This is a genomic window from Arthrobacter sp. MYb224 (assembly GCF_002975455.1).
Classification (GTDB): domain Bacteria; phylum Actinomycetota; class Actinomycetes; order Actinomycetales; family Micrococcaceae; genus Glutamicibacter.
Genome location: NZ_PCPU01000001.1, coordinates 193,813 through 214,191, shown reverse-complemented (window position 1 = coordinate 214,191; position 20,379 = coordinate 193,813). Strand labels below are relative to the sequence as shown.

Here is a 20,379-nt window from a genome sequence, read left to right as displayed (position 1 = left end):
GGCTAGCCTTCCGCGGTTGTTCAGCATCATACCGCCTGCGCCGTGGCCGGCTACGTGCCCACGCTATGTGGCGATGCGCTTGAGGATCTGCTTGGCCACCAGCCGGTCTGCTCCGGGCAGATGGGTTGCCCGAACGATCCAACGGCGCACCAGCAGCTGCAGCTTGTTCTTCGGCAGGAAGGTATTCGCCGCACGCCGCCCCGAGGCCTGCGCGGTGGCGATGACCGGACGCATGGCCCGTTCATAGCCGGCCAGCGCGTTCGGCAGCTGCGCCGGCTCGGTGACTGCGGCCAAGGCCTCGCCGAGGGCTGCGGCGCCGGCAATGGCCATGGAGCCGCCCTGGCCGGCAAGCAGCGATACCGCGGCCGCCGCATCTCCGAGCAGCACCACCGGACCGCGGTGCCAGCCGGGCATGACCACCTGCGCTACGGCATCGTCGTAGGGATGCTCCGGGCATAGCCGAAGCAGCCGATCCACCCGTCCATCAACTCCGGCGAAGGCCTTGCGCAGCCGCTGCCGGGGATCGCTGGGCGTCGTGTCTTCCGGTTGGCGATACACCAGGAAGGCGGCAACCTCGGTGGAACGCAGACCATAGATCCCGGCGGTGCGGTTGACCGTATCGCTGAGCACCAAACGGTTCTTGAACTCCCGATTCAGCTGTGGCTCTTCAACGATGAAGGCCGCCGCCCGCATCCCCAAGGGCCGCAGGTAGTCTTCTTCGGGTCCGAAGACCGCGGCCCGGACCATTGAATGGATCCCGTCGGCGCCCACCAAGAGCTCCCCGATTTCCGGATGCTCCTGGCCCGCTAGCTGCACCTGTACCCGAGCATCCGTCGTTTCGATCCGCTCAACCCGCGCGCCGTAGCGGATGCCAACTCGGCCCGGGGGAACATCCTGCAAGGCCTTGCGCGCCGCACCTTCCATATCCGGGCGCAAGAGCGTAAGCACTCGCCCGCCTGCCAGGTCCGAGAACTTCTGGTAATCCAGGCTTGCGGTGCGCCGGCCCTTCGCGTCAACGTATTCGGCGGCCTGCACCCGGTAGGCAACCTCTGCCAGATAGGGGTAGAGCCCGATGCGTTCGGCGGCGCGCAGGCCGGGGCCGAAGAAGTCCATCATGTAGCCATCTGGGCGCGGCTTCTTAGAGCGTTCAAGCACCAGCACCTGCCAGCCGGCCAACCCGAGCTGGCGCGCCGCCACAAGCCCGGCAATTCCCGCTCCGATGATGATCGCCTTCATCCGTAGCCCTTCCCTCAGCTCCACCGCCCGGGCCCGCGTGCAACCGGGCCAGAAATCCCATTGTTCGCACGTTTGCCCCGAGCTGTCCATGGCCATCGAGCCGATCCCGAAGATCGCTTCCCCGGCCGATGTCCACTATTTGACACAATTGAGTAGCAAATCCCGTCGCAGTTCAAAGCGGTGTTATGCTCAAAAAGTGCATTTCGAGCTTCTACTTCTAATCTGCCGCTGCGAGGATCCAAGAGACCGTTAGTGGTCTATTCGGCCGACCTTCTCGCCGCGGAGTAGCTCTTGTCTGGCCCCACACAACTAAGCACCAACATTGTCTAGGGGATACACCGAAATGCAGAACATGCAAAAATCTTCGAACATGCCAATCCACAAGTATGTTCCCTTCCAGGACCAGATCGAAGTCAACCTGCCCGATCGCACCTGGCCAGATAAGTACATCACCACCGCCCCGCGCTGGTGCGCGGTTGACCTGCGTGATGGCAACCAGGCACTGATCGACCCGATGAGCCCCGAGCGCAAGCACAAGATGTTCGACCTGCTGGTGGAAATGGGCTTCAAGGAAATCGAGGTGGGCTTCCCTTCCGCCTCGCAGACCGACTTCGACTTCGTCCGCCAGCTCATCGAGCGCGGCATCCCCGATGACGTGACCATCCAGGTGCTCACGCAGTCCCGCGAGCACCTGATCGAGCGCACCTATGAAGCGCTGGAAGGCGCCAAGCAGGCCATCGTCCACCTGTACAACTCCACCTCGGTGCTGCAGCGCGAAGTCGTCTTCCGCCAGGACGAGGACGGCATCGTGGACATCGCGGTGCAGGGCGCGCGGATGTGCAAGAAGTACGAAGAACAGCTGACCGGCACCAAGATCACCTACGAGTACTCGCCAGAGTCCTACACCGGCACCGAGCTGGCCTTCGCCAAGCGCATTTCCGAGGCCGTGGCCGAGGTGCTGGAGGCGACTCCGGAAAACAAGATGATCTTGAACCTGCCGGCCACCGTCGAAATGGCCACCCCCAACGTCTATGCGGACTCCATCGAGTGGATGCACCGCAACCTGGCAAACCGCGATTCGATCATCCTCTCGCTGCACCCGCACAACGACCGCGGCACCGGAGTAGCCGCTGCCGAGCTGGGCTACCTGGCCGGCGCGGACCGCATCGAAGGCTGCCTGTTCGGCAATGGCGAACGCACCGGCAACGTCGACCTGGTGACCTTGGGCATGAACATGTTCGGCCAGGGCATCGACCCGCAGATCGACTTCTCGGACATGGACCACATCCGCCGCACCGTCGAGTACTGCAACCAGCTGCCAGTGGCAGAACGCAGCCCGTACGGCGGCGACCTGGTCTTCACCGCCTTCTCCGGATCGCACCAGGACGCGATCAAGAAGGGCCTGGAAGCCATGGAGGTCAAGGCCTCGGCTGCCGGCAAGGAACTGAACGATATGGTTTGGGCGGTTCCGTACCTGCCGATCGATCCGAAGGACATCGGCCGCTCCTACGAAGCGGTGATCCGCGTGAATTCGCAGTCCGGCAAGGGCGGAGTGGCCTACCTGCTGAAGAACGACTACAACTTGGATCTGCCACGCCGTGCGCAGATCGAGTTCTCCGGGGTTATCCAGAAGAAGACCGAAACCGAAGGCGGCGAGGTTTCCTCGTCCACCATCTGGAACGTATTCCAGGATGAGTACCTGCCGGTCAGCGAGGACTCCGGGCTGAATGCCTGGGGCTACTACGAGATCGCCTCGGCGACCGCGGCCTCCGCCGAAGACGGCAGCTTCCAGCTGGACGTCAAGCTGATCGTCGACGGCGTGGCCCACGAGCGCAGCGCCCAGGGCAACGGTCCGCTGTCGGCCTTGGTGAAGCTGCTCAACGACGACGGAGTGGACCTGCGCGTGCTGGACTACAGCGAACACGCCATGAGCGAAGGCGGCAACGCCCGCGCCGCGGCATTCGTCGAATGCGCGGTGGGAGATCGCATCCTCTGGGGGATCGGTTTGGACACCAACACCAACATCGCCGCGCTGAAGGCGGTCATTTCGGCAGTCAACCGGGCAATCCGCGACGCCGCCTAACCGCTGGAAGATGCTGAACGCCACGGGGCACAACTTCGGTTGCGCCCCGTGGCGTTTTTAGTCTTGCGCGGTTGAGGTGGGAGAATTGGGGATGTGTCACGTTCCGGATTCGCCTCGCGCAGCTACCGCACCCGCGGTCTGGTGTTGCGCACCCATAAACTTGGCGAAGCGGACCGCATCATTACGCTGATCACCCCCACGGGCTTGGTCCGCGCCGTCGCCAAAGGCGTACGGCGCACCTCTTCGCGCCTCGGCGCCACGCTCGAGCCGTTTATGGAGGTTGATGCGCTGATCGTGATGGGACGAAATCTCGACGTCGTCTCCCAGGCACAGCTGCGCACCCCCTACGGCCAGCAGCTGGTCACCGACTATGCGAGCTACACGGTAGCCACCGCCATGGTTGAAATTGCCGAGAAGCTGCTTGAAGCAGATGCCGATTCGACCAATAAGCAGTATCTGTTATTGCATGGTGCGATCGCGTTGCTCTCCAAGCATCGGGTTGATGACGGAGCCGTGCTGGATTCCTATATTCTTCGCGCTCTGTCCATTGCCGGCTGGGCCCCCTCGTTCACCGATTGCGTGCGCTGCGGTGCAGCGGGGCCGCATGAGGCACTGAATGTGCACCTGGGCGGGGTGGTTTGCCCCGCCTGCCGGCCAGCGGGATCGCTCGCCCCGCATCCGATCACCATCGGGTACCTGCAAGCCCTGCTGACCGGCGACTGGGACACGGTCGCCCAGGGGGGACCTCGAGCGAAAAAGCAGGCAGCGGACATCGTTGCCAGTTACCTGCAATGGCACCTGGAACGTGCCGTGAAGTCATTAAGACACGTGGAGAGAACATGAGCAAGCTTCGCCCCATCACCGGCCGTCCAGGTCCGGTCACGCCATACCCGCACCCGGATAACCCGGTGATGCCCAGCATTCCGGCGGCGCTGATCCCCGAGCATATCGCGATCGTCATGGACGGCAACGGGCGCTGGGCGAACCAGCGCGGCCTGCCGCGTACCGAAGGGCACCGGGCCGGGGAGGCCGCGTTGCTCGATGTCATGGCCGGCGCCGTGCAGCTGGGCATCAAGCACGTCTCCGTCTACGCGTTCTCCACGGAAAACTGGAAACGCAGCCCGGAAGAGGTGCGCTTCCTCATGGGGTTCTCCCGCGATGTGCTGCGCCGCCAGCGCGATACCTTGAATTCTTGGGGTGTGCGGATCCGCTGGTCCGGACGTGAACCGCGCCTGTGGAAGTCTGTGGTCAACGAGCTTCGTGCGGCCGAGGAGCTAACCGAAGCTAATCTCGGTTGCCAGCTGACCATGTGCGTGAACTACGGCGGCCGCGCCGAAATTGGCGACGCGCTGTCCGCGATTGCCAAGGACGTCGCAGCCGGGAAGCTGAAGGCCTCGGCGGTGGGGGAGAAAACTCTCGGCAAATACCTCTACGCCCCAGAGCTTCCGGACGTTGATCTTTTCCTGCGTACCAGCGGCGAGCAGCGCACCAGCAACTTCCTGTTGTGGCAGTCGGCCTACGCGGAAATGGTCTTCCTCGATCAGCTTTGGCCAGATGTGGACCGCAGGACGTTATTCACCGCCGTCGAGCAATTTGCGCAACGCGATCGACGTTACGGCGGGGCAGTGGATAAGCCGAAGAATTAGCGCGGCCGGTCGAGGAGCCGAAGCCACAGCGCCAGATCCCGGTAGGCGGCGGCCCTGGCAGGTTCTGCTGAGGTGAAGACGTCATGCATGGCCCCGTGGATTTGCGCGAGCGTCACGAAACTTCCCAACTTCAAGGCACGCAATCGGATCTGGTGTATGTCAATCACCGAGTCGGTGCTCTGCATTGCCGGCGAATAGCTGGTGCTGAAATGCGAAGCGTCAGAACTGATCACAAAAATAGGTTGCGTCAGGTTCAGTCCCTTGGCGACGGTGGCGTGTCCGTCGAGAATGGTTTTCATCCAAGCGGTAGTCGGCTGGAATGCCAGCCGCGGCCGCCATAGCCGATGGATGTCCCATTCCCCGACGCCTTGATCGCTCAAAGAATTCCAATAGTGGTCAAATTCCGGCAGTGCCAATTTACGCCGGCCATTGGTGCGGCCGATCGCTTCGAGAATTCCATGCATCGGAACGCGCAAAAATGCGGTGCCTTGAAATTCGAGCCACGGCGCATTGAGCACCAGGGCCTGGATGCGCGGGCCGGTGCGTGCCACCCACAGGCTAAGGATCAGTCCGCCTTGCGAGTGCCCCTGCCCGATGATCGGCAGGTCGGGATGGGCCGTGCCGAGCAGGTCCATGGCGGCTTCTAGTTCCTGGTCATATACCGCGAGGTCATCGACGTAGCCTGGAATTTCGTGTTCTGCCCGAAGACTGCGCCCGTAGCGCCGCAGATCCAAAGCGTAGAAATGGTATCCACGCTGATGCCAGAATTCGGCAAGTTCGCGGTTGAAGAAGTAGTCGCTCCACCCGTGGACGCTGAGCACCACCCCGTTGAACTTTCTCAGTAGGCGGTTGCGCCAACCGGCGGGCTTGTAGCGCACGAGCGTGCCCACTGCCGGCCCCTCGGAATCGGTACCGAAGTCCAAGGTCGTATATTCGAAGCCTTCGCCTAGCGGATCTGCCACCCATTGCCCTGGGTTGGTCGTGGTGGTGAAGTCCGGCCACTGCCCGCTAGGTAAATTCGATGAGACCTTCATATGTTGAAGCATACCGACCGCAAGTTGTCGGAATCGGGAACTTCACGAGAAACTAGTAACCATGCGCATTTATCCCCTGGTCTTCAAGCATGTTTTCACCAAGATGGATCCTGAAAAGGCCCATTACTTCGCCTTTGACGCCATCAAGCTCATGCAACGTGTGGGATTGACCAAGGCAGCCCGAAAGTTTTTTGCCCCCGATCCGAAACTCCAGCGAACCGTGATGGGGATAGATTTTCCATCACCATTCGGCCTGGCAGCCGGGTTTGATAAGGGGGCCACCGGTATTTTGGCGTTGAGCGACATCGGTTTCGGCCATGTCGAAATCGGTACCGTGACCGGTCAGGCGCAGCCGGGCAACCCCTTGCCACGGCTTTTCCGTCTTGTTGATGACCGTGCGGTGATCAACCGCATGGGCTTCAACAATGAAGGAGCCGAGGTCGTCGCCGCCCGCGTCGCCACCGCACGCCAGCGGCTCAAGTCCGACTATGCCGGCACCCGCCCGGTCATCGGAGTGAACATTGGCAAGACCAAGTTGGTCGAACTAGACGATGCGGTGGGCGATTACCTGCAGTCCACGCGTCAGCTGGCCAACCATGCGGATTATTTGGTGGTCAATGTTTCCAGCCCGAACACTCCGGGCCTGCGCCTGTTGCAAAGCGTTGAGTCGCTGCGACCGCTGCTCAGCGAAGTCGGGCAGTTGGCCGATCAGGTCTCCGGCCGCCACATCCCGCTATTGGTGAAGATCGCACCGGATTTGAGCGATGAAGATCTCGCCGATGTCGCGACGTTGGCTACCGAGCTAGGCCTGGATGGGATTATCGCCACCAATACGACGATTGGACGCGAAGACTTGTCCAGCGATGCCGCCAAGGTCGAAGAAATCGGCGCCGGCGGTTTGTCCGGTGCTCCGTTGAAAGAACGCTCGCTGGAAGTGCTTCGCCAGCTACGTGAATTGGTCCCCTCGAAGATGGCCATCATTTCCGTCGGCGGCGTGGAGAACGTCGCCGACGTCGAGACACGGCTCGCTGCGGGCGCCGATCTCGTTCAGGGGTACACCGCGTTCCTCTATGAGGGTCCGTTCTGGGCACGCGCCATCAACAAGGAACTAGCTAGCCGCCGGTAATCTGCTGTCGAAGGATCGGTCTGAAGCTCCCGAAATACCGTTTCGGGAGCTTCGCTGTCTCTGGGTGCCATTTCCCGCGTGAAAAACCGCCCAACGCTGGGGGAGAAGCTGGCCAGCCCAATGCGGCCGTGCTCATCGGCACCATCTGTTACCAAATCCAAACCTTGTGGATACTCGCAAAGAGCTGGTAAACCCGTTTACAAGGGCAAATGTGATGCAGCAGTGGCGGCACAGGCTTTTGAGTTTTATAACCTTGTAAAGCGATTCACAAGGTTTCTACGTTGTGAATGGCCTCGCTTTATGCGGGGCTGAACGACATAAAAGAAGGGCGGATTCCATAAGGAATCCGCCCTAGAAGATTTGGACAATGAAACTAGTCGATGTCGGCGCCGCGCTTAATCTGCGGCTTCGGCAGGCGCAGCTTGCGGAACTGCATGCCGCGCATCGCCGCGTACATGCGGATTCCACGATCCATGGAGCCGAATTTAGCGACCAAGCGGCGCTTGAGCAGCACCGTAGTGACGATCAATTCGATGATCACCAGGGCGATGACAACCCACAGGGCACCCTGCACGTACATCTGTACCGAGAGGTTCTGATTGAACGTCAACGACAAGATCAGGAATGCGAAGATTACGAACATCATGAATTCGCTGAACATCCAGCGCGAGTCGATGAAGTTACGGGCATAGCGCTTCTGCGGACCCTTGTCGCGAGGCATCAGGTAGCGTTCGTCACCGGTCTCATTGGCGATGCGCAAGCGGTTCTGGGCTTCGATGCGTCGTTGACGATCGGCTTCCTTGGCTGCCTTGCGATCGGTAGGCACTAGTGGGCGCTGGCGGCTGGCTTGCTGCGCGCTGCGCTTAGGGGTCGGGCCAGTCTTGCGGCCGTCAGTTGATTCGGGAGCCAGTGCAGTCGGCTCCTCATTTGCGGGGGATTGAGAGTCATCTTTTTTACGTCCAAACACGCCCCTATCCTACCGGGTTGTTTGCGGCACAGTGACATTAGCAACCTAGGTCATTGCTAGGCTGAAGTCATGACAAATAATTCTTCAGTCGTCGCCTCGAACCATGGCGTCGATGTCACTGCCCTGAAAAGTCATATCGAGAAGAACTTTGAGAAGATCCTCAAAGAGCTCGGTTCGCTGGTAGCCATCCCTGGCGTCGCTTGGGAATCCTTCGATCCGGCCAATCTGGAAGAAAGCGCTCAGGCCGTGGCCGCGCTGGCGCGTGACGCTGGCATGGAGAGCGTTGAGATTCTGCGCGAGCCAGCCGAGGATGGCGTCATGGGCGCACCGGCGGTGGTGGCTCGCCGCATGGCCCAGCCTGGCAAGCCAACCGTCCTGCTCTACGCGCATCACGATGTCCAGCCTCCTGGCAACGAAGAAGACTGGAACACTCCGGCCTTTGAAGCCACGAAGGTGGGGGAGCGGCTCTATGGCCGCGGTGCCGCGGACGATAAAGCGGGCATCATGGTGCACATTGCTTCCCTGTGCGCGGTGCTGGATTCCGTGGCGGATTTTGGTGTCGGCGTCACCTACTTCTTCGAGGGTGAAGAAGAGGCTGGTTCGCCATCCTTCAGGAACTTCCTGGAGGCGCATCAGGACAAGCTCGCGGCCGACGTTATCGTAGTGGCCGACTCCTCTAACTGGGCCGTGGGAACTCCCGCCCTGACCAGCTCGCTGCGCGGCATGGCGGCCGCGGAAATCACCGTGCGCTCGCTGGGGCACGCAGTTCACTCGGGCATGTTTGGCGGCCCGGTGCTCGACGCACCGGTTCTTGCAGCGAAACTCATTGCGTCATTCCATGATGAAAATGGTTCGGTTGCCGTGCCCGGTTTGGTGGCGAACGATATCGCCGAGGTTGACTTCGATGAGTCCGAGTTCCGCCGCGACAGCTCGGTGCTTGAATCCGTTCAACTGGCAGGCACGGGCAAGATCACGGACCGCTTGTGGAATAAACCAGCGCTCAGTGTCATTGGAATGGATATGCCCAGTGTTGATCGCTCGTCCAATACCCTGATCCCGCAAACGCGCTTCAAGGTATCGATGCGTTTGGCTCCAGGACAGGAACCAAGCCAGGCCTTGGCCTCGCTGGAAGCTCATGTGAACTCCGTGGACCTGCGTGGTGCCGAGGTGCAGTTTGTGGCTACCGAAGCAGGTAGCGCCTATCAGGCGGATCTTGAAGCTTCGGCTAATGGCACCGCACGCTGGGCCCTGGAGCAGTCGTGGGGAGTTGAGCCGGTCAGCATGGGCCTGGGTGGATCGATTCCGTTCATTGCAGATCTGCTCGACGTATTCCCGCAGGCCCAGATCCTGGTGACCGGCGTGGAAGACCCCGACTCGCGGGCGCACTCGGCTAATGAGTCGCTTCACATTGGGGACTTCCAGAAGGCGATTGTCGCAGAAGCCCTGCTGTTGGCGCGGATTAATTCCGAAGGCCTGTGAACCGCGTCATACAAGGAGAAGTTCTGAGAGCATTTTCAGCGACCGCGACGTAGTATTGAATCAAGAAAAGGCGCCATATAACCTGAAGATATTCGGGCCGACGGTGTCACACCAAGCAGTATGGGAGGAAAATCATGACTGCAGCAGTTGACCAGACCAAGGGTGACTCAACCGAGCTACCAACCCACGAGGTAGAAATTTCCGACGTGGCTGCGCAGAAGGTGCGTTCACTTCTGGAGCAGGAAGGCCGTGACGACCTTCGTTTGCGTATCGCCGTTCAGCCTGGCGGCTGCTCGGGCCTGATTTACCAGCTCTACTTTGACGAGCGCATGCTCGAAGGTGACGCACTGCGTGACTTCGACGGCGTAGAGGTCATCGTCGACAAGATGAGCGTGCCGTATCTCTCCGGCGCTTCGATCGATTTCGAAGACACAATTTCAAAGCAGGGCTTCACCATTGATAACCCTGCAGCCTCCGGCTCCTGCGCCTGTGGAGATTCCTTCCACTAGGCCTTAGGGAACTAACGCCGCCGTTCAAACGTTGAAGAAATTTCTCGTTAGAACGGCGGCGTTTTTCGGTATTCTGGGGTCGAAGAGGGTAAGCTCTACATTAAGTAGTAAAACTATGTTTCCCTTCGTGAGCCACCTCACCGTGCAACTCGTTTAGCCGCGAGGTGACTTATGAAGACCACATTCTGCACCAACAAAGAGGAAGGGCCGTCTGTGAGTTCGCAACACCGAACCGGCAGTCTCGGATCCGCCAAGGCAAAAGTTATTGCCTTGGTTGGCGCCGGCGCATTGCTGCTGACGGGATGTACAGCGGAGGCTAAACGCGGTTGGCTCCCAAATGTGGAGCGCGATACCACGAACCACACTGGAGCAATCCAGGATCTATGGGTTCACTCTTGGATCGCCGTGATCATTATCGGAATTCTGACCTGGGGTCTGATGCTTTGGTGCGTCGTGGCTTACCGTCGCCGTAAGACCGATACTGGTTACCCACGTCAGCTGAGCTACAACCTGCCATTGGAGATCTTCTACACGGCCATTCCTTTGGTCCTTGTTTTGGTCTTCTTTAGCTTCAATAACACTGTTGAGAAGTCAATCAACGCACCTGTGGATTCCGAGGTCGTCGTAGACGTCCGCGCGAAGCAGTGGTCGTGGGACTTCAACTACAGCTACCAGGGCCAGGAGAAGTACTTCGCTGGCGAACAGGCTCACCTGAACAAGGACGGCTCGGCTGGCGTGAAGGAATCACTGCCTACCTTGTACCTGCCTGCAGGTAAGTCGGTAACGCTCGAGCTTAACAGCCGCGATGTTATCCACTCGTTCTGGGTTCCAGCATTCCTTCAGAAGCTGGACATGATTCCAGGCAAGACCAACTACATCTACCTGACCCCACAGGTTGAGGGTAACTTCGATGGCAAGTGCGCCGAGCTTTGCGGCGAGTACCACTCGGAGATGCTCTTCAACGTTGCGGTCGTTAGCGACGCAGAGTTCAAGGCTGAACTTGCCAAGCTGGAAGATGGCCACATTGGTGAGGAATACGACCGTCAGCCTAACAAGGTCAACTCCATCGTTGTGGAGCACGGTCACGCAGAGGAAGGAGAGTAATCGCTATGACTACGTTTGAGTATGCTACCGACGACGTCAAGTCGATTGCCCCATCCGTCGTGCCGAAGTCAAAGGGTCGACTCTTTGTCGACTACATTACTTCGACCGACCACAAGAAGATCGGGTACATGTACCTGATCACCTCGTTCATCATGTTCTGCATCGGTGGCGTCATGGCGCTGCTGATTCGTGCGGAACTGTTCGAGCCAGGTATGCAGATCCTGCAGACCAAGGAACAGTACAACCAGCTGTTCACCATGCACGGCACCGTCATGCTTCTGATGTTCGCAACCCCGCTCTTCGCAGGTTTTGCCAACGTGATGATGCCACTGCAGATCGGTTCCCCGGATGTGGCCTTCCCACGTCTGAACGCATTGGCCTTCTGGTTCTTCTCCTTGGGCTCGACTATCGCCCTGGCTGGCTACCTCACCCCTCAGGGTGCCGCTAGCTTCGGTTGGTTCGCTTACGCACCATTGTCGAACACCACCTTCTCGCCAGGCATCGGTGGAGACCTTTGGGTCTTCGGCCTTGCACTGTCGGGCTTCGGTACCATCCTTGGCGCCGTCAACTTCATCACCACCATCATCTGCTTGCGTGCTCCTGGCATGACCATGTGGCGCATGTCGATCTTCGCGTGGAATACCTTGATCACCTCGATCTTGGTCCTGATGGCCTTCCCACCGCTGGCAGCTGCGCTGTTCGCCTTGGGTGCAGATCGCCGCTTCGGGGCACATATCTTCGACCCGGATAATGGTGGAGCCGTTCTCTGGCAGCACCTGTTCTGGTTCTTCGGTCACCCAGAGGTTTACATTATTGCGTTGCCGTTCTTCGGTATCGTTTCGGAGATCTTCCCGGTCTTCAGCCGCAAGCCGATCTTCGGCTACAAGGGCCTGGTTTTCGCGACCATCTCCATTGCAGCTCTTTCGGTCTCCGTTTGGGCTCACCACATGTACGTGACCGGTTCCGTGATGCTGCCGTTCTTCGGCTTCATGACGATGCTGATCGCGGTGCCGACCGGCGTGAAGTTCTTCAACTGGATCGGCACCCTGTGGCGAGGTTCGATTACCTTCGAAACTCCAATGCTGTGGAGCATCGGCTTCCTGATCACCTTCTTGTTCGGTGGACTGACCGGTATCATCCTTTCCGCTCCATCGCTGGACTTCCACGTTTCGGATACCTACTTCGTGGTGGCACACTTCCACTACGTGGTCTTCGGCACGGTGGTGTTCGCAATGTTCGCCGGCTTCTACTTCTGGTGGCCAAAGTGGACCGGCAAGATGCTCAACGAGCGCCTTGGCAAGATCCACTTCTGGCTGCTGTTCATCGGCTTCCACGGCACCTTCCTGATCCAGCACTGGCTGGGCGTTATGGGTATGCCACGTCGTTACGCTGACTACATGCCAGAAGATGGCTTCACCGCCATGAACCAGGTTTCGACCGTGTTCGCCTTCATCCTGGGCATGTCGATGATTCCGTTCTTCTGGAATGTGTGGGTCACTCACCGCAATGGCAAGAAGGTTGAAGTTGACGATCCATGGGGCTTCGGCGCATCGCTGGAGTGGGCAACCTCTTGCCCTCCACCACGTCACAACTTCCACTCGATCCCACGAATCCGCTCCGAGCGCCCTGCGCTGGATCTGCACCACCCAGAACTGAGTGGTCGTTCCACTCCTACTGCTGGTGCCGCAAAGATCTTCGGACCGGCTGACCAGAAGGACCTGTAAAGATGAAAGTTGAATCCTGGCTTTTCCTGGGTGGAATCTTCTTCTTCACCCCAGTGGCAATTGTCTATGGCTACATGACCAACTGGAACGAATGGGTAGGCCTGCTGGCTCTGCTCATGCTCACCGGTTTGTCGGCCATGGTCGGCGGTTACCTGTTCTTCACCGCCAAGCGTGTTGGTGCTCGTCCAGAGGACCGCATTGATGGCGAAATCCACGAGAACGCCGGAGACCTCGGTCTGTTCTCGCCATGGAGCTGGTGGCCACTGGTACTTGCCGGTGCCGCAGCAATTGGCTTCCTCGGCTTGGCCGTTGGATGGTGGGTCTTCTACATTGGAGCAGGCCTATCGGTAGTCGCACTTGTTGGCTGGGTTTACGAATACAGCCGCGGCGATCACGCCCACTAAGTAGTTCTCTTAACGGGGTGACAAGTTTTTACTTGTCACCCCGTTAGTATTTTAAGCAGCACCGCCTTGTCAAAGGAGATCCTCGTGCGTTACTCGCCGACGCCAGCCGTTACCGCCACACTCGATGCACAGAGCAAGACGAGCAAGTATCGCCAGATCCGTGACATTCTGAAGACGCATGCCCGGGAGGCCTGCAAGCCAGGTTATAAGCTTCCACCCGAGCGTGAGCTGGCCGCTCACTTTGGCGTGGCGCGAAAGACCATCCGCCAGGCAATTGATGCCTTGGTCGATGAGCAGGTACTCAAACGCGTGGTCGGCATCGGCACCTTCGTGGTCCCGGAAAAAATGGATCTCCGCGTACGGCTGCACTCGTACTCCGAAGATATGATGCGCCGCGGCATGGTGCCCGACGCACGCGTGCTGGAGTTCGACGAACTCAAGGCCTCGGCCTACCTCAGCGCGCAGCTCATGGTTGACGAGGGCACGGCGGTGATCCGCTTCAAGCGTCTGCTGCTTGCGGACGGCACCCCCATGAGCCTGGATGAGAACTACATGCCCGCGGACCTGGTGCCAGGCTTCACCGACGGACCGCCGCCATCCAAGCTCTATCAGGCGCTCCACGAGCGCTACGGGATCTTGCTGGAGTGGGGCGAAGACCAGGTTGAAAGCACCGCCGCAAGCAGCGCGCAAGCGCTACTGCTCGGTGTTGAACCTGGCTTCCCACTTCTGCAGATCACCCGATATGCCTACATTGGCGAGCGGCTTGCCGACTATTCGGTCTCGCTGTATCGCTCAGACCGGTACAAGCTCTTTGTGCCGCTGCAACGGCTCGGAACGCGCACACCTCGCTATACGGAGAATTTCTAGGCTTAGAATCGCGTACAGCGGCTCTGGCGAGTGTTCCACCATTGCCTAATTGCTTCCGACCGCCCTCAGCGCCGTAGCTCTCCTGCGCTGACTACCGAATCAAAAATCATGCATTCGCTCCTGCTTTATTGTTCTGCGAGATTGGGGTCTGAGGAAGATCGGTACGGAAATTCACGCTAAAGAGTCTGAGGCCTGTTGAATGGGTTCCATGGCGGTCGATTTTCTAAGTGATGAGCAGGCAGCAGGGTTCGGCGGATTCCCCGACGAGGTATCGGCGGAGGACCTGGAACGTTTCTGTTGGTTGGACGATGCAGACCTGTCGGTAGTTGGTCGCCGTCGGGGAATGCACAATCGCCTGGGATTTGCTGTCCAACTGATCACGGTGCGGGTGGCAGGACGGTTCCTGACGGATCCATTGGCTGTTCCGTGGCCGGTGGTGGAATTCCTGGCCGGGCAGTTGGATATTGCGGATGCTTCCGTGCTCAAGCTGTATGCGCAGCGGGGACAGACCGGGTATGAGCATGCCGCGGAAATTTCCATCGTGTACGGGTATGCGGATTTCTCCGATCCGGCCAGCCACGCGGAGCTGAGGCTGTTCCTGGAGGCCCGGGCCTGGACGTCGTCGGAGGGACCGGTGCGTCTGTTTGAACGGACGGTGCTCTGGCTGCGTGAACGCAAGGTCCTTCTCCCCGGCGTCTCTACGTTGACACGACTGGTTATAGAGGTCCGTGCCGGAGCAAATGACCGCCTCCATTCCATGCTGGTTGACGCGGCCGGCCCCGCCTTGATCCTGGAATTGGAAGGCCTGCTTCGCGTTGGGGAGGGATCACGGCTGACCGCGTGGGAAAGATTGCGGACCGGGCCCTCGAGGGTATCGGTGCCAGAGTTGTTGCGGCAGTTGGAGCGGCTGGGTCGCTTGCGGGCCCTGGGTGACGGGACCATCGATGTGGAGATGATCCCCGAGGGTCGGATGAATGCCCTAGCCCGCTACGGGTTGGCGGGCAAGACCTCATCGCTTCGAGAACTATCAGACCAGCGGCGGGGTGCGACACTGCTCTGTGCCGTGCGCGCCTTGACGTCAGAAGTTGCCGATGATTTGTGTGATGCCTTGGACGCCATTGTCACCGAACGCGTTCTTCGCAAGGCAGCCAGGGAATCCAGTGCCGCCCGGTTGAAATCCCTGCCACGCTTGTCCAAGGCCTCACTGCAATTGGCGAAGGCCGCGAAAACACTGGTCGAGGTGTTGGACAACACGGAGTATTCCGGCGCAGAGGCCGCCTCGGTGCTGGCCGATCAGGTTTCCTTGCCCGAGATACGCGCCGCGCTGGAGGTGGTGAACGAAGTGGTGAATCCCGACGGAACCGGGGCGGACACTGCAACCGAGATGATGCGCCGGTTCGCCACCGTGCGCTCGTTCCTGCCGGCGTTGGCCGCGGCGGCACCCTTCGGGGCCACCGCGGGCGGGACGCCAACGTTGGCGGCGCTGACGGCGCTGCCGGAAGTTCTGGACGGCCGCAAAAAGGACCCGGCCGAGGTTGATCTGTCCGTGCTCTCGCCGGCTTGGCAGCGTCTTGTCACGGTTGCGGAGGAGATCGACCGCAAGGCCTATACGGTGGCGGTGATGGAGGCCGTCCATAAGGCGCTGCGGCGTAGGGACATTTTCGTGGTGGGTGGGCGTCGCTGGGGAGATCCCCGGGCGCGGTTGCTCACCGATCCGGCGTGGCAGAAAACCAAGACTGAGACCTTGAGGGCGCTCCAGCTGCCGGAAGAGCCAGCGGACCACCTGGCCGATGTTCGCCACCGCCTTGATGCCCGTTATCTTGCGGCGGCCGAGCAACTGGCCGACAATCCCGCGATACGCATTGATGATTCCGGCAAAGTCCACCTCTCACCTTTGGAGGCCAAGACGATACCGGAGTCACTGACGCAGTTGCGGAGTTTGGTCTCCGGGATGCTGCCGCGGGTGGACCTGCCCGATGTGCTGCTGGAAGTGCATTCCTGGACGGGGTTCCTCTCGGAATTCAGCCACGTCTCGGAGGCCTCCGCAAGGATGGGCCAGCTCAGCGTTTCGGTCGCCGCCATCCTGGTTGCCGAGGCATGCAACGTCGGCCTGACACCGGTGGTCAAGGAAGGCCACCCCGCACTGACTCGGGGACGCCTGACGCACGTAGATCAAAACTATGTACGCGCCGATACGCTTCGCGCGGCCAACGCCCGTCTAATCCAGGCCCAGTCCGGTCTGGGACTCGCGCAACGCTGGGGCACAGGCTTGTTGGCGTCAGTCGACGGAATGCGGTTCGTGGTGCCGGTGGCCACCGTCAATTCCGGGGCAAATCCCCGGTACTTTGGCCACGGTCGTGGATTGACTTGGCTGAACTATCTCAACGACCAGGTCTCCGGGCTGGGTGCCGTCGTGGTCCCGGGAACGGTCCGCGATTCCCTGCATATTTTGGATGGGCTGCTCGATCTTGATGGCGGCCAACGCCCCGAAATGGTCGCCACCGATACGGCCTCCTACTCGGACCAGGTTTTCGGGCTCTTCACCCTGCTCGGATACCGGTTCTCACCCCGCCTGGCAGGGTTACCGGACCAACGGTTCTGGCGCGTCGACGCCACGGCGGACTATGGGAAGCTGAACGCGGTGGCCGGCCGCAACCGAATCAACATGGAGCTCATTACGGCGAACTGGCCGGACATGCTTCGCCTTGCCGGGTCCTTGACCGCCGGGACGGTGCGCGCCTCGGAAATCCTGCGGGTCACCCAGGGCGGTGGGACACCAACTCTGCTCGGAAAGGCGTTGGCGGAGTACGGCAGAATAGCCAAGACCGAGCATCTGCTGGACTTCATCGATGCCGACGAGGGTTATCGTCGGCAAATCCACACCCAGTTGACTGTGCAGGAATCCAGACATGCGCTGGCCAGACTCGTCTTTCATGGCAGGAGAGGCCAGATACGCCAGTCCTACCGGGAGGGCCAGGAAGACCAACTTGGCGCACTCGGTCTGGTGCTGAACGCGGTCATCTTGTGGAACACCCGCTACCTGGACGCCGCGCTCACCGAACTCCGCGACCGCGGCGTCCCCGTTGCCGACGAGGACGTACAACGACTGTCGCCGCTGGTCTCGGAACACATCAACATGCTGGGTCGCTACTCTTTCGCCGCGGACTCCACCGGCACGCAACTTCGACCTTTCAGGAACCCCGACGAGGACCGGGAAGCCGGAACGAAGCAATACAGCGCTGACATCTACCGGCCCGCGAGGGGAACGCTCTACGGGACATCAAGCGCGGGTTCGAATCGGGGCGATCTGCATTTGATCCAACCGTTGCTTTGGGAACCATTCTCGACGAGGATAAGACAGACCTAGAACAGGGGGACGCATGCGCTCGAGCAAACCGACACATAAGAATCCGTGGCCACGCGACATGATAATCACTGTCGAAGATCGACCTAGCTTGCTCCTAGAGTTGCTCTGGTTACGGGAAGCTTACGAGCTGACACCTCATGGCGACAATCTCCCACCGCTACTGTCAGATACCCCAACACCCCTACGAGATGCCATGATCAGCACCTCTACTCAAGCCGAATGGGAATCTGCCTGGCCACGCATATGGCAGGCTGCTATCCATACAGGTATCGAAAGACCAGGCTGGCGCGAAGAATTCGGAGACAGCGCCTTCGACAACGACTCTTACCGCACATGGTCTCAACGGGGATGGAACGCTTATCTTGCTACCTCGCCGGTGAGAGCCGAAGAAAGTCCAGAACGGCGCGATCTCCCAAACCTAATCCCGGCTTGGCGCGCCGGCCTTCGCAAGATCATTACTATTCCTTGTACGGGTGAGTTCACGCAAAAACTTGGTGAGAACACCTTGCTTATGAACTTCGCAACGCGCAATAACAGCGACAGTTACCGGCAGGCGCTGGACACATTTGCGTGACCAGCAATAACGTGTTTGCACCCGCTACTTGGCAGTTAGTGCTGTCCCGTGAGCCGAACCCTAAACGGACCCACTGGCTAGCATTCAAATGACGCCATATGAGTTCGTGACTACTGGACACTGGTGAACGCCTGACTTTTCTCCTAATGTTGGATAAAGATGTTGTTTCGACATTCATCTAACGTTTCCGAGAAAGGCTCGTCATGAATCCTCTAACACCGCGGCTCGCTCTGGCTGTATTAACCATGTTGGCGCTAAGTGCGTGTTCTCCCAATGCTGATGGGAACCAAACACCTTCGGACACCGGCGCGGCGGTCGAAGCAGCAGTATCAGAAACGTGTGTTGCGGGGTCGGACCCGAAGTGTGTTTTGGTCAAGGGCGAGAATGTTGTACTCCCCTCTGATTTCGAACGAGTCGGAGTCAAAAACGTTTCAGCCGCCGGTGATCAGAGTCCGAATACCGTGGACGTGACGTTCACCAAAGATGGCACAAAGGTCTTCCGTGCCCTCACGGAAAAGGCCGCCCAAACTGGAAGTTCGGAACGTCTGCTCCTGAAGATCGGCGGAGAAGTACAAGCTGTCGTCACGGTAATGCAAGCAATAGATAATGGCCGGGTACAGATTGACTTCTCGCCAGACCACAGCGCTCAGGAAGCTATAGACCTAATTCAGGCAGGTTAGGAAGCGTGGCCGGCGGCCTGCCAAGGCCTTGATATCGGTGGTTTTATCGTCGATTGCGGAACCGTTCGGGTAATCAGGTAAATCACTTCTTTTGACTACAAAATCAGAGCCATCGTCCCGTTAGGGGTCTGTCCGGATTGACATTTTGGACCGTACCGTAAGGAGGTCCGCAAGAGGAACGCTCAATGGGTCATCCCCGCTCAAAATCGATTACTGAATCACCGGTGCGAACAAGCCTCTGATCTTTCCAACAATTCTGTAAACACTATTCAAATGGATTTGCGCTGACCGGTTGCTTACGACTGACTAACCACCGGACTAGGCCTGAGGACAAGACTCCAGCCAAAAGCGCCATGAGCAATCGCCACGGGGCGGTTGGCCATTCGACCAGGATCAGGATCAAATTCGTAGAAATAGCAACAACGACCCAAGCCACAAACGAAGCCCAAACCTGAATCGGCGTACGCCGCCAATCCTCGACTCGGAAGATCTCAGCAATAATTCCCATGAGCCAATCCTCCCAGTCCTTATGGCATTTCCAAAACACAAACATATGACATCCGCTAACCTGGTTGGTTACTTAATAGGATCACTCTTGCCTCCGAAATCGAAAGATCGTCCCAAAAGGATCTGCCCGGGCTGATATTTTCACATGTCCCATAAGCCGGTCCTCCACCGGACACGCCAACCGCTGACCTGCTGCTTTGCTAATGGTGACCTATGAAGTGTCCGTATAGGGTGTACGGTGAACTGTCCGGTGAAGGATCCCTATGTGACACACTGATCTACATGTCTAAGATCATGGTCGGTTACGCACGCGTGTCCACGGAGGAGCAAGACCTCACCGCCCAGCGTGATGCCCTGGCATCCCTCGGCGTTGAACCCGAACGCGTCTATGTTGATCATGGCTTTACCGGCAGGAACAAGAATCGCGCAGGACTTCACGAAGCCCTCGCCGCCTGCCGGGCCGGAGATACCTTCGTCGTTACCAAACTCGACCGCCTGGCCCGGTCCGTCCGAGACGCCCACGAGATAGCCGACGACCTCGCCAGACGCGAAATTAGACTCAGCATCGGTGGTTCCGTCCACGACCCCACCGACCCAATGGGCAAACTGCTGTTCAACGTCCTGGCGATGATCGCTGAGTTCGAAGCCGACCTCATCAGCATGCGCACCCGCGAAGGAATGAAGGTTGCCAAGGCCAACGGCCGACTCCGGGGAAAACAGCCAAAACTCACCGTGAAACAAGAAACACACCTCCTCGAACTGCACGATGCCGGCAAACACACCATGACCGAAATGGCAGAACTATTCTCCATCAGCCGATCCACCATCTACCGGGCCGTTGAACGCGACCAACGCAAGAAAACCGGCACAATCACTCCGTGACCTCTTCCTGCCACCACCGAAAGATGACGTGCGGCTCTCATCCGTTGCCCCACACTGCGAAAGCTTTGCGTCGGGCATTTCGCTTTTTCGCGAGCCCTATCCACGCCAGGATCGACACCGGGATGTCGTTAGCGTGAATTTCCGTACCGATCTTCCTCAGACCCCGACTTCAGGGAAAAAGAGTCTGAGG

At 59.3% G+C, this 20,379-nt stretch carries 16 protein-coding genes and 1 pseudogene; 14 read left to right on the top strand and 3 right to left on the bottom strand.

All coding sequences use genetic code 11. The annotated features are described in order from the left end of the window. Positions 1–63: 63 nt before the first annotated feature. Complete coding sequence (locus tag CQ017_RS01040; RefSeq protein ID WP_105552130.1) at positions 64–1,236, bottom strand: FAD-dependent oxidoreductase; 1,173 nt, start codon at positions 1,234–1,236, stop codon at positions 64–66. A 343-nt stretch (positions 1,237–1,579) separates the two neighbouring features. On the opposite strand from CQ017_RS01040, the gene leuA reads away from it, so the two are divergent. The 3 genes from leuA to CQ017_RS01025 all read left to right on the top strand — a co-directional run bounded on the left by leuA (position 1,580) and on the right by CQ017_RS01025 (position 4,965). Further along, entirely contained in the window at positions 1,580–3,319 is a 1,740-nt protein-coding gene (leuA, locus tag CQ017_RS01035) for a 2-isopropylmalate synthase (protein ID WP_096284708.1), read from the top strand. 93 nt (positions 3,320–3,412) lie between these two features. Next, positions 3,413–4,162, top strand: coding sequence for a DNA repair protein RecO (gene recO, locus CQ017_RS01030; RefSeq protein ID WP_096284706.1), 750 nt, complete (start codon positions 3,413–3,415; stop codon positions 4,160–4,162). Continuing rightward, complete coding sequence (locus CQ017_RS01025) at positions 4,159–4,965, top strand: isoprenyl transferase (RefSeq protein ID WP_105552129.1); 807 nt, start codon at positions 4,159–4,161, stop codon at positions 4,963–4,965. The genes recO and CQ017_RS01025 overlap by 4 nt, the downstream gene beginning before the upstream one ends. On the opposite strand, the gene CQ017_RS01020 is transcribed toward CQ017_RS01025, so the two are convergent. Then, the gene (locus CQ017_RS01020; RefSeq protein WP_181148247.1) at positions 4,962–5,999 is read right to left on the bottom strand and encodes an alpha/beta hydrolase; all 1,038 of its coding nucleotides are present in this window, start codon (positions 5,997–5,999) and stop codon (positions 4,962–4,964) included. The genes CQ017_RS01025 and CQ017_RS01020 overlap by 4 nt on opposite strands. A gap of 61 nt (positions 6,000–6,060) precedes the next feature. Between CQ017_RS01020 and CQ017_RS01015 the strand changes: the two genes are divergently transcribed. Then, positions 6,061–7,125 (top strand): quinone-dependent dihydroorotate dehydrogenase, encoded by a 1,065-nt coding sequence (locus CQ017_RS01015; protein WP_105552127.1) that lies wholly within the window; start codon positions 6,061–6,063, stop codon positions 7,123–7,125. A gap of 373 nt (positions 7,126–7,498) precedes the next feature. Here the strand turns inward: CQ017_RS01015 and CQ017_RS01010 are convergent, their stop codons facing one another. Beyond that, positions 7,499–8,092 carry a DUF3043 domain-containing protein gene (locus tag CQ017_RS01010; protein WP_096284698.1) on the bottom strand — a complete coding sequence of 198 codons (594 nt, stop codon included), beginning with the start codon at positions 8,090–8,092 and terminating at the stop codon, positions 7,499–7,501. A 69-nt stretch (positions 8,093–8,161) separates the two neighbouring features. Here CQ017_RS01010 and CQ017_RS01005 point away from each other — a divergent pair, with 69 nt between their 5' ends. The 10 genes and pseudogenes from CQ017_RS01005 (at position 8,162) to CQ017_RS00960 (ending at position 20,189) form a co-directional block, all read left to right on the top strand. Further along, on the top strand, positions 8,162–9,571 hold the full coding sequence (locus CQ017_RS01005) for a dipeptidase (protein ID WP_105552126.1): 1,410 nt from the start codon (positions 8,162–8,164) through the stop codon (positions 9,569–9,571). Positions 9,572–9,705: 134 nt separating this feature from the next. After that, the gene (locus tag CQ017_RS01000) at positions 9,706–10,080 is read left to right on the top strand and encodes an iron-sulfur cluster assembly accessory protein (RefSeq protein WP_096284694.1); all 375 of its coding nucleotides are present in this window, start codon (positions 9,706–9,708) and stop codon (positions 10,078–10,080) included. A 213-nt stretch (positions 10,081–10,293) separates the two neighbouring features. Continuing rightward, the gene (coxB, locus tag CQ017_RS00995; RefSeq protein ID WP_096284692.1) at positions 10,294–11,184 is read left to right on the top strand and encodes a cytochrome c oxidase subunit II; all 891 of its coding nucleotides are present in this window, start codon (positions 10,294–10,296) and stop codon (positions 11,182–11,184) included. A gap of 5 nt (positions 11,185–11,189) precedes the next feature. Then, positions 11,190–12,908, top strand: a complete 1,719-nt coding sequence (gene ctaD, locus CQ017_RS00990; RefSeq protein WP_096284690.1) for a cytochrome c oxidase subunit I — start codon at positions 11,190–11,192, stop codon at positions 12,906–12,908. A gap of 2 nt (positions 12,909–12,910) precedes the next feature. Further along, positions 12,911–13,312 carry a cytochrome c oxidase subunit 4 gene (locus tag CQ017_RS00985; RefSeq protein ID WP_105552125.1) on the top strand — a complete coding sequence of 134 codons (402 nt, stop codon included), beginning with the start codon at positions 12,911–12,913 and terminating at the stop codon, positions 13,310–13,312. Between the two features lie 84 nt (positions 13,313–13,396). Continuing rightward, positions 13,397–14,179, top strand: a complete 783-nt coding sequence (locus CQ017_RS00980; RefSeq protein WP_096284686.1) for a GntR family transcriptional regulator — start codon at positions 13,397–13,399, stop codon at positions 14,177–14,179. A 208-nt stretch (positions 14,180–14,387) separates the two neighbouring features. Further along, a pseudogene (locus tag CQ017_RS00975) lies at positions 14,388–17,381 on the top strand (Tn3 family transposase); the annotation flags it as partial. 358 nt (positions 17,382–17,739) lie between these two features. After that, positions 17,740–18,120 (top strand): hypothetical protein, encoded by a 381-nt coding sequence (locus CQ017_RS17790; RefSeq protein WP_141393431.1) that lies wholly within the window; start codon positions 17,740–17,742, stop codon positions 18,118–18,120. Between the two features lie 203 nt (positions 18,121–18,323). Then, on the top strand, positions 18,324–18,800 hold the full coding sequence (locus tag CQ017_RS00970) for a hypothetical protein (RefSeq protein ID WP_141393430.1): 477 nt from the start codon (positions 18,324–18,326) through the stop codon (positions 18,798–18,800). 789 nt (positions 18,801–19,589) lie between these two features. After that, entirely contained in the window at positions 19,590–20,189 is a 600-nt protein-coding gene (locus tag CQ017_RS00960; protein ID WP_096253684.1) for a recombinase family protein, read from the top strand. Positions 20,190–20,379: the final 190 nt, after the last annotated feature.

What these genes read in the sequence shown, in the direction of transcription:
- CQ017_RS01015 (WP_105552127.1), top strand. Translation starts at nt 6,061, where the DNA reads ATGCGCATTTATCCCCTGGTCTTCAAGCATGTTTTCACCAAGATGGAT.
- CQ017_RS01020 (WP_181148247.1), bottom strand. Translation starts at nt 5,999, where the DNA reads ATGAAGGTCTCATCGAATTTACCTAGCGGGCAGTGGCCGGACTTCACC.
- CQ017_RS17790 (WP_141393431.1), top strand. Translation starts at nt 17,740, where the DNA reads ATGATCAGCACCTCTACTCAAGCCGAATGGGAATCTGCCTGGCCACGC.
- leuA (WP_096284708.1), top strand. Translation starts at nt 1,580, where the DNA reads ATGCAGAACATGCAAAAATCTTCGAACATGCCAATCCACAAGTATGTT.
- CQ017_RS00985 (WP_105552125.1), top strand. Translation starts at nt 12,911, where the DNA reads ATGAAAGTTGAATCCTGGCTTTTCCTGGGTGGAATCTTCTTCTTCACC.
- CQ017_RS01000 (WP_096284694.1), top strand. Translation starts at nt 9,706, where the DNA reads ATGACTGCAGCAGTTGACCAGACCAAGGGTGACTCAACCGAGCTACCA.
- CQ017_RS01040 (WP_105552130.1), bottom strand. Translation starts at nt 1,236, where the DNA reads ATGAAGGCGATCATCATCGGAGCGGGAATTGCCGGGCTTGTGGCGGCG.
- CQ017_RS00960 (WP_096253684.1), top strand. Translation starts at nt 19,590, where the DNA reads ATGTCTAAGATCATGGTCGGTTACGCACGCGTGTCCACGGAGGAGCAA.
- CQ017_RS01025 (WP_105552129.1), top strand. Translation starts at nt 4,159, where the DNA reads ATGAGCAAGCTTCGCCCCATCACCGGCCGTCCAGGTCCGGTCACGCCA.
- CQ017_RS01005 (WP_105552126.1), top strand. Translation starts at nt 8,162, where the DNA reads ATGACAAATAATTCTTCAGTCGTCGCCTCGAACCATGGCGTCGATGTC.
- ctaD (WP_096284690.1), top strand. Translation starts at nt 11,190, where the DNA reads ATGACTACGTTTGAGTATGCTACCGACGACGTCAAGTCGATTGCCCCA.
- CQ017_RS00970 (WP_141393430.1), top strand. Translation starts at nt 18,324, where the DNA reads ATGAATCCTCTAACACCGCGGCTCGCTCTGGCTGTATTAACCATGTTG.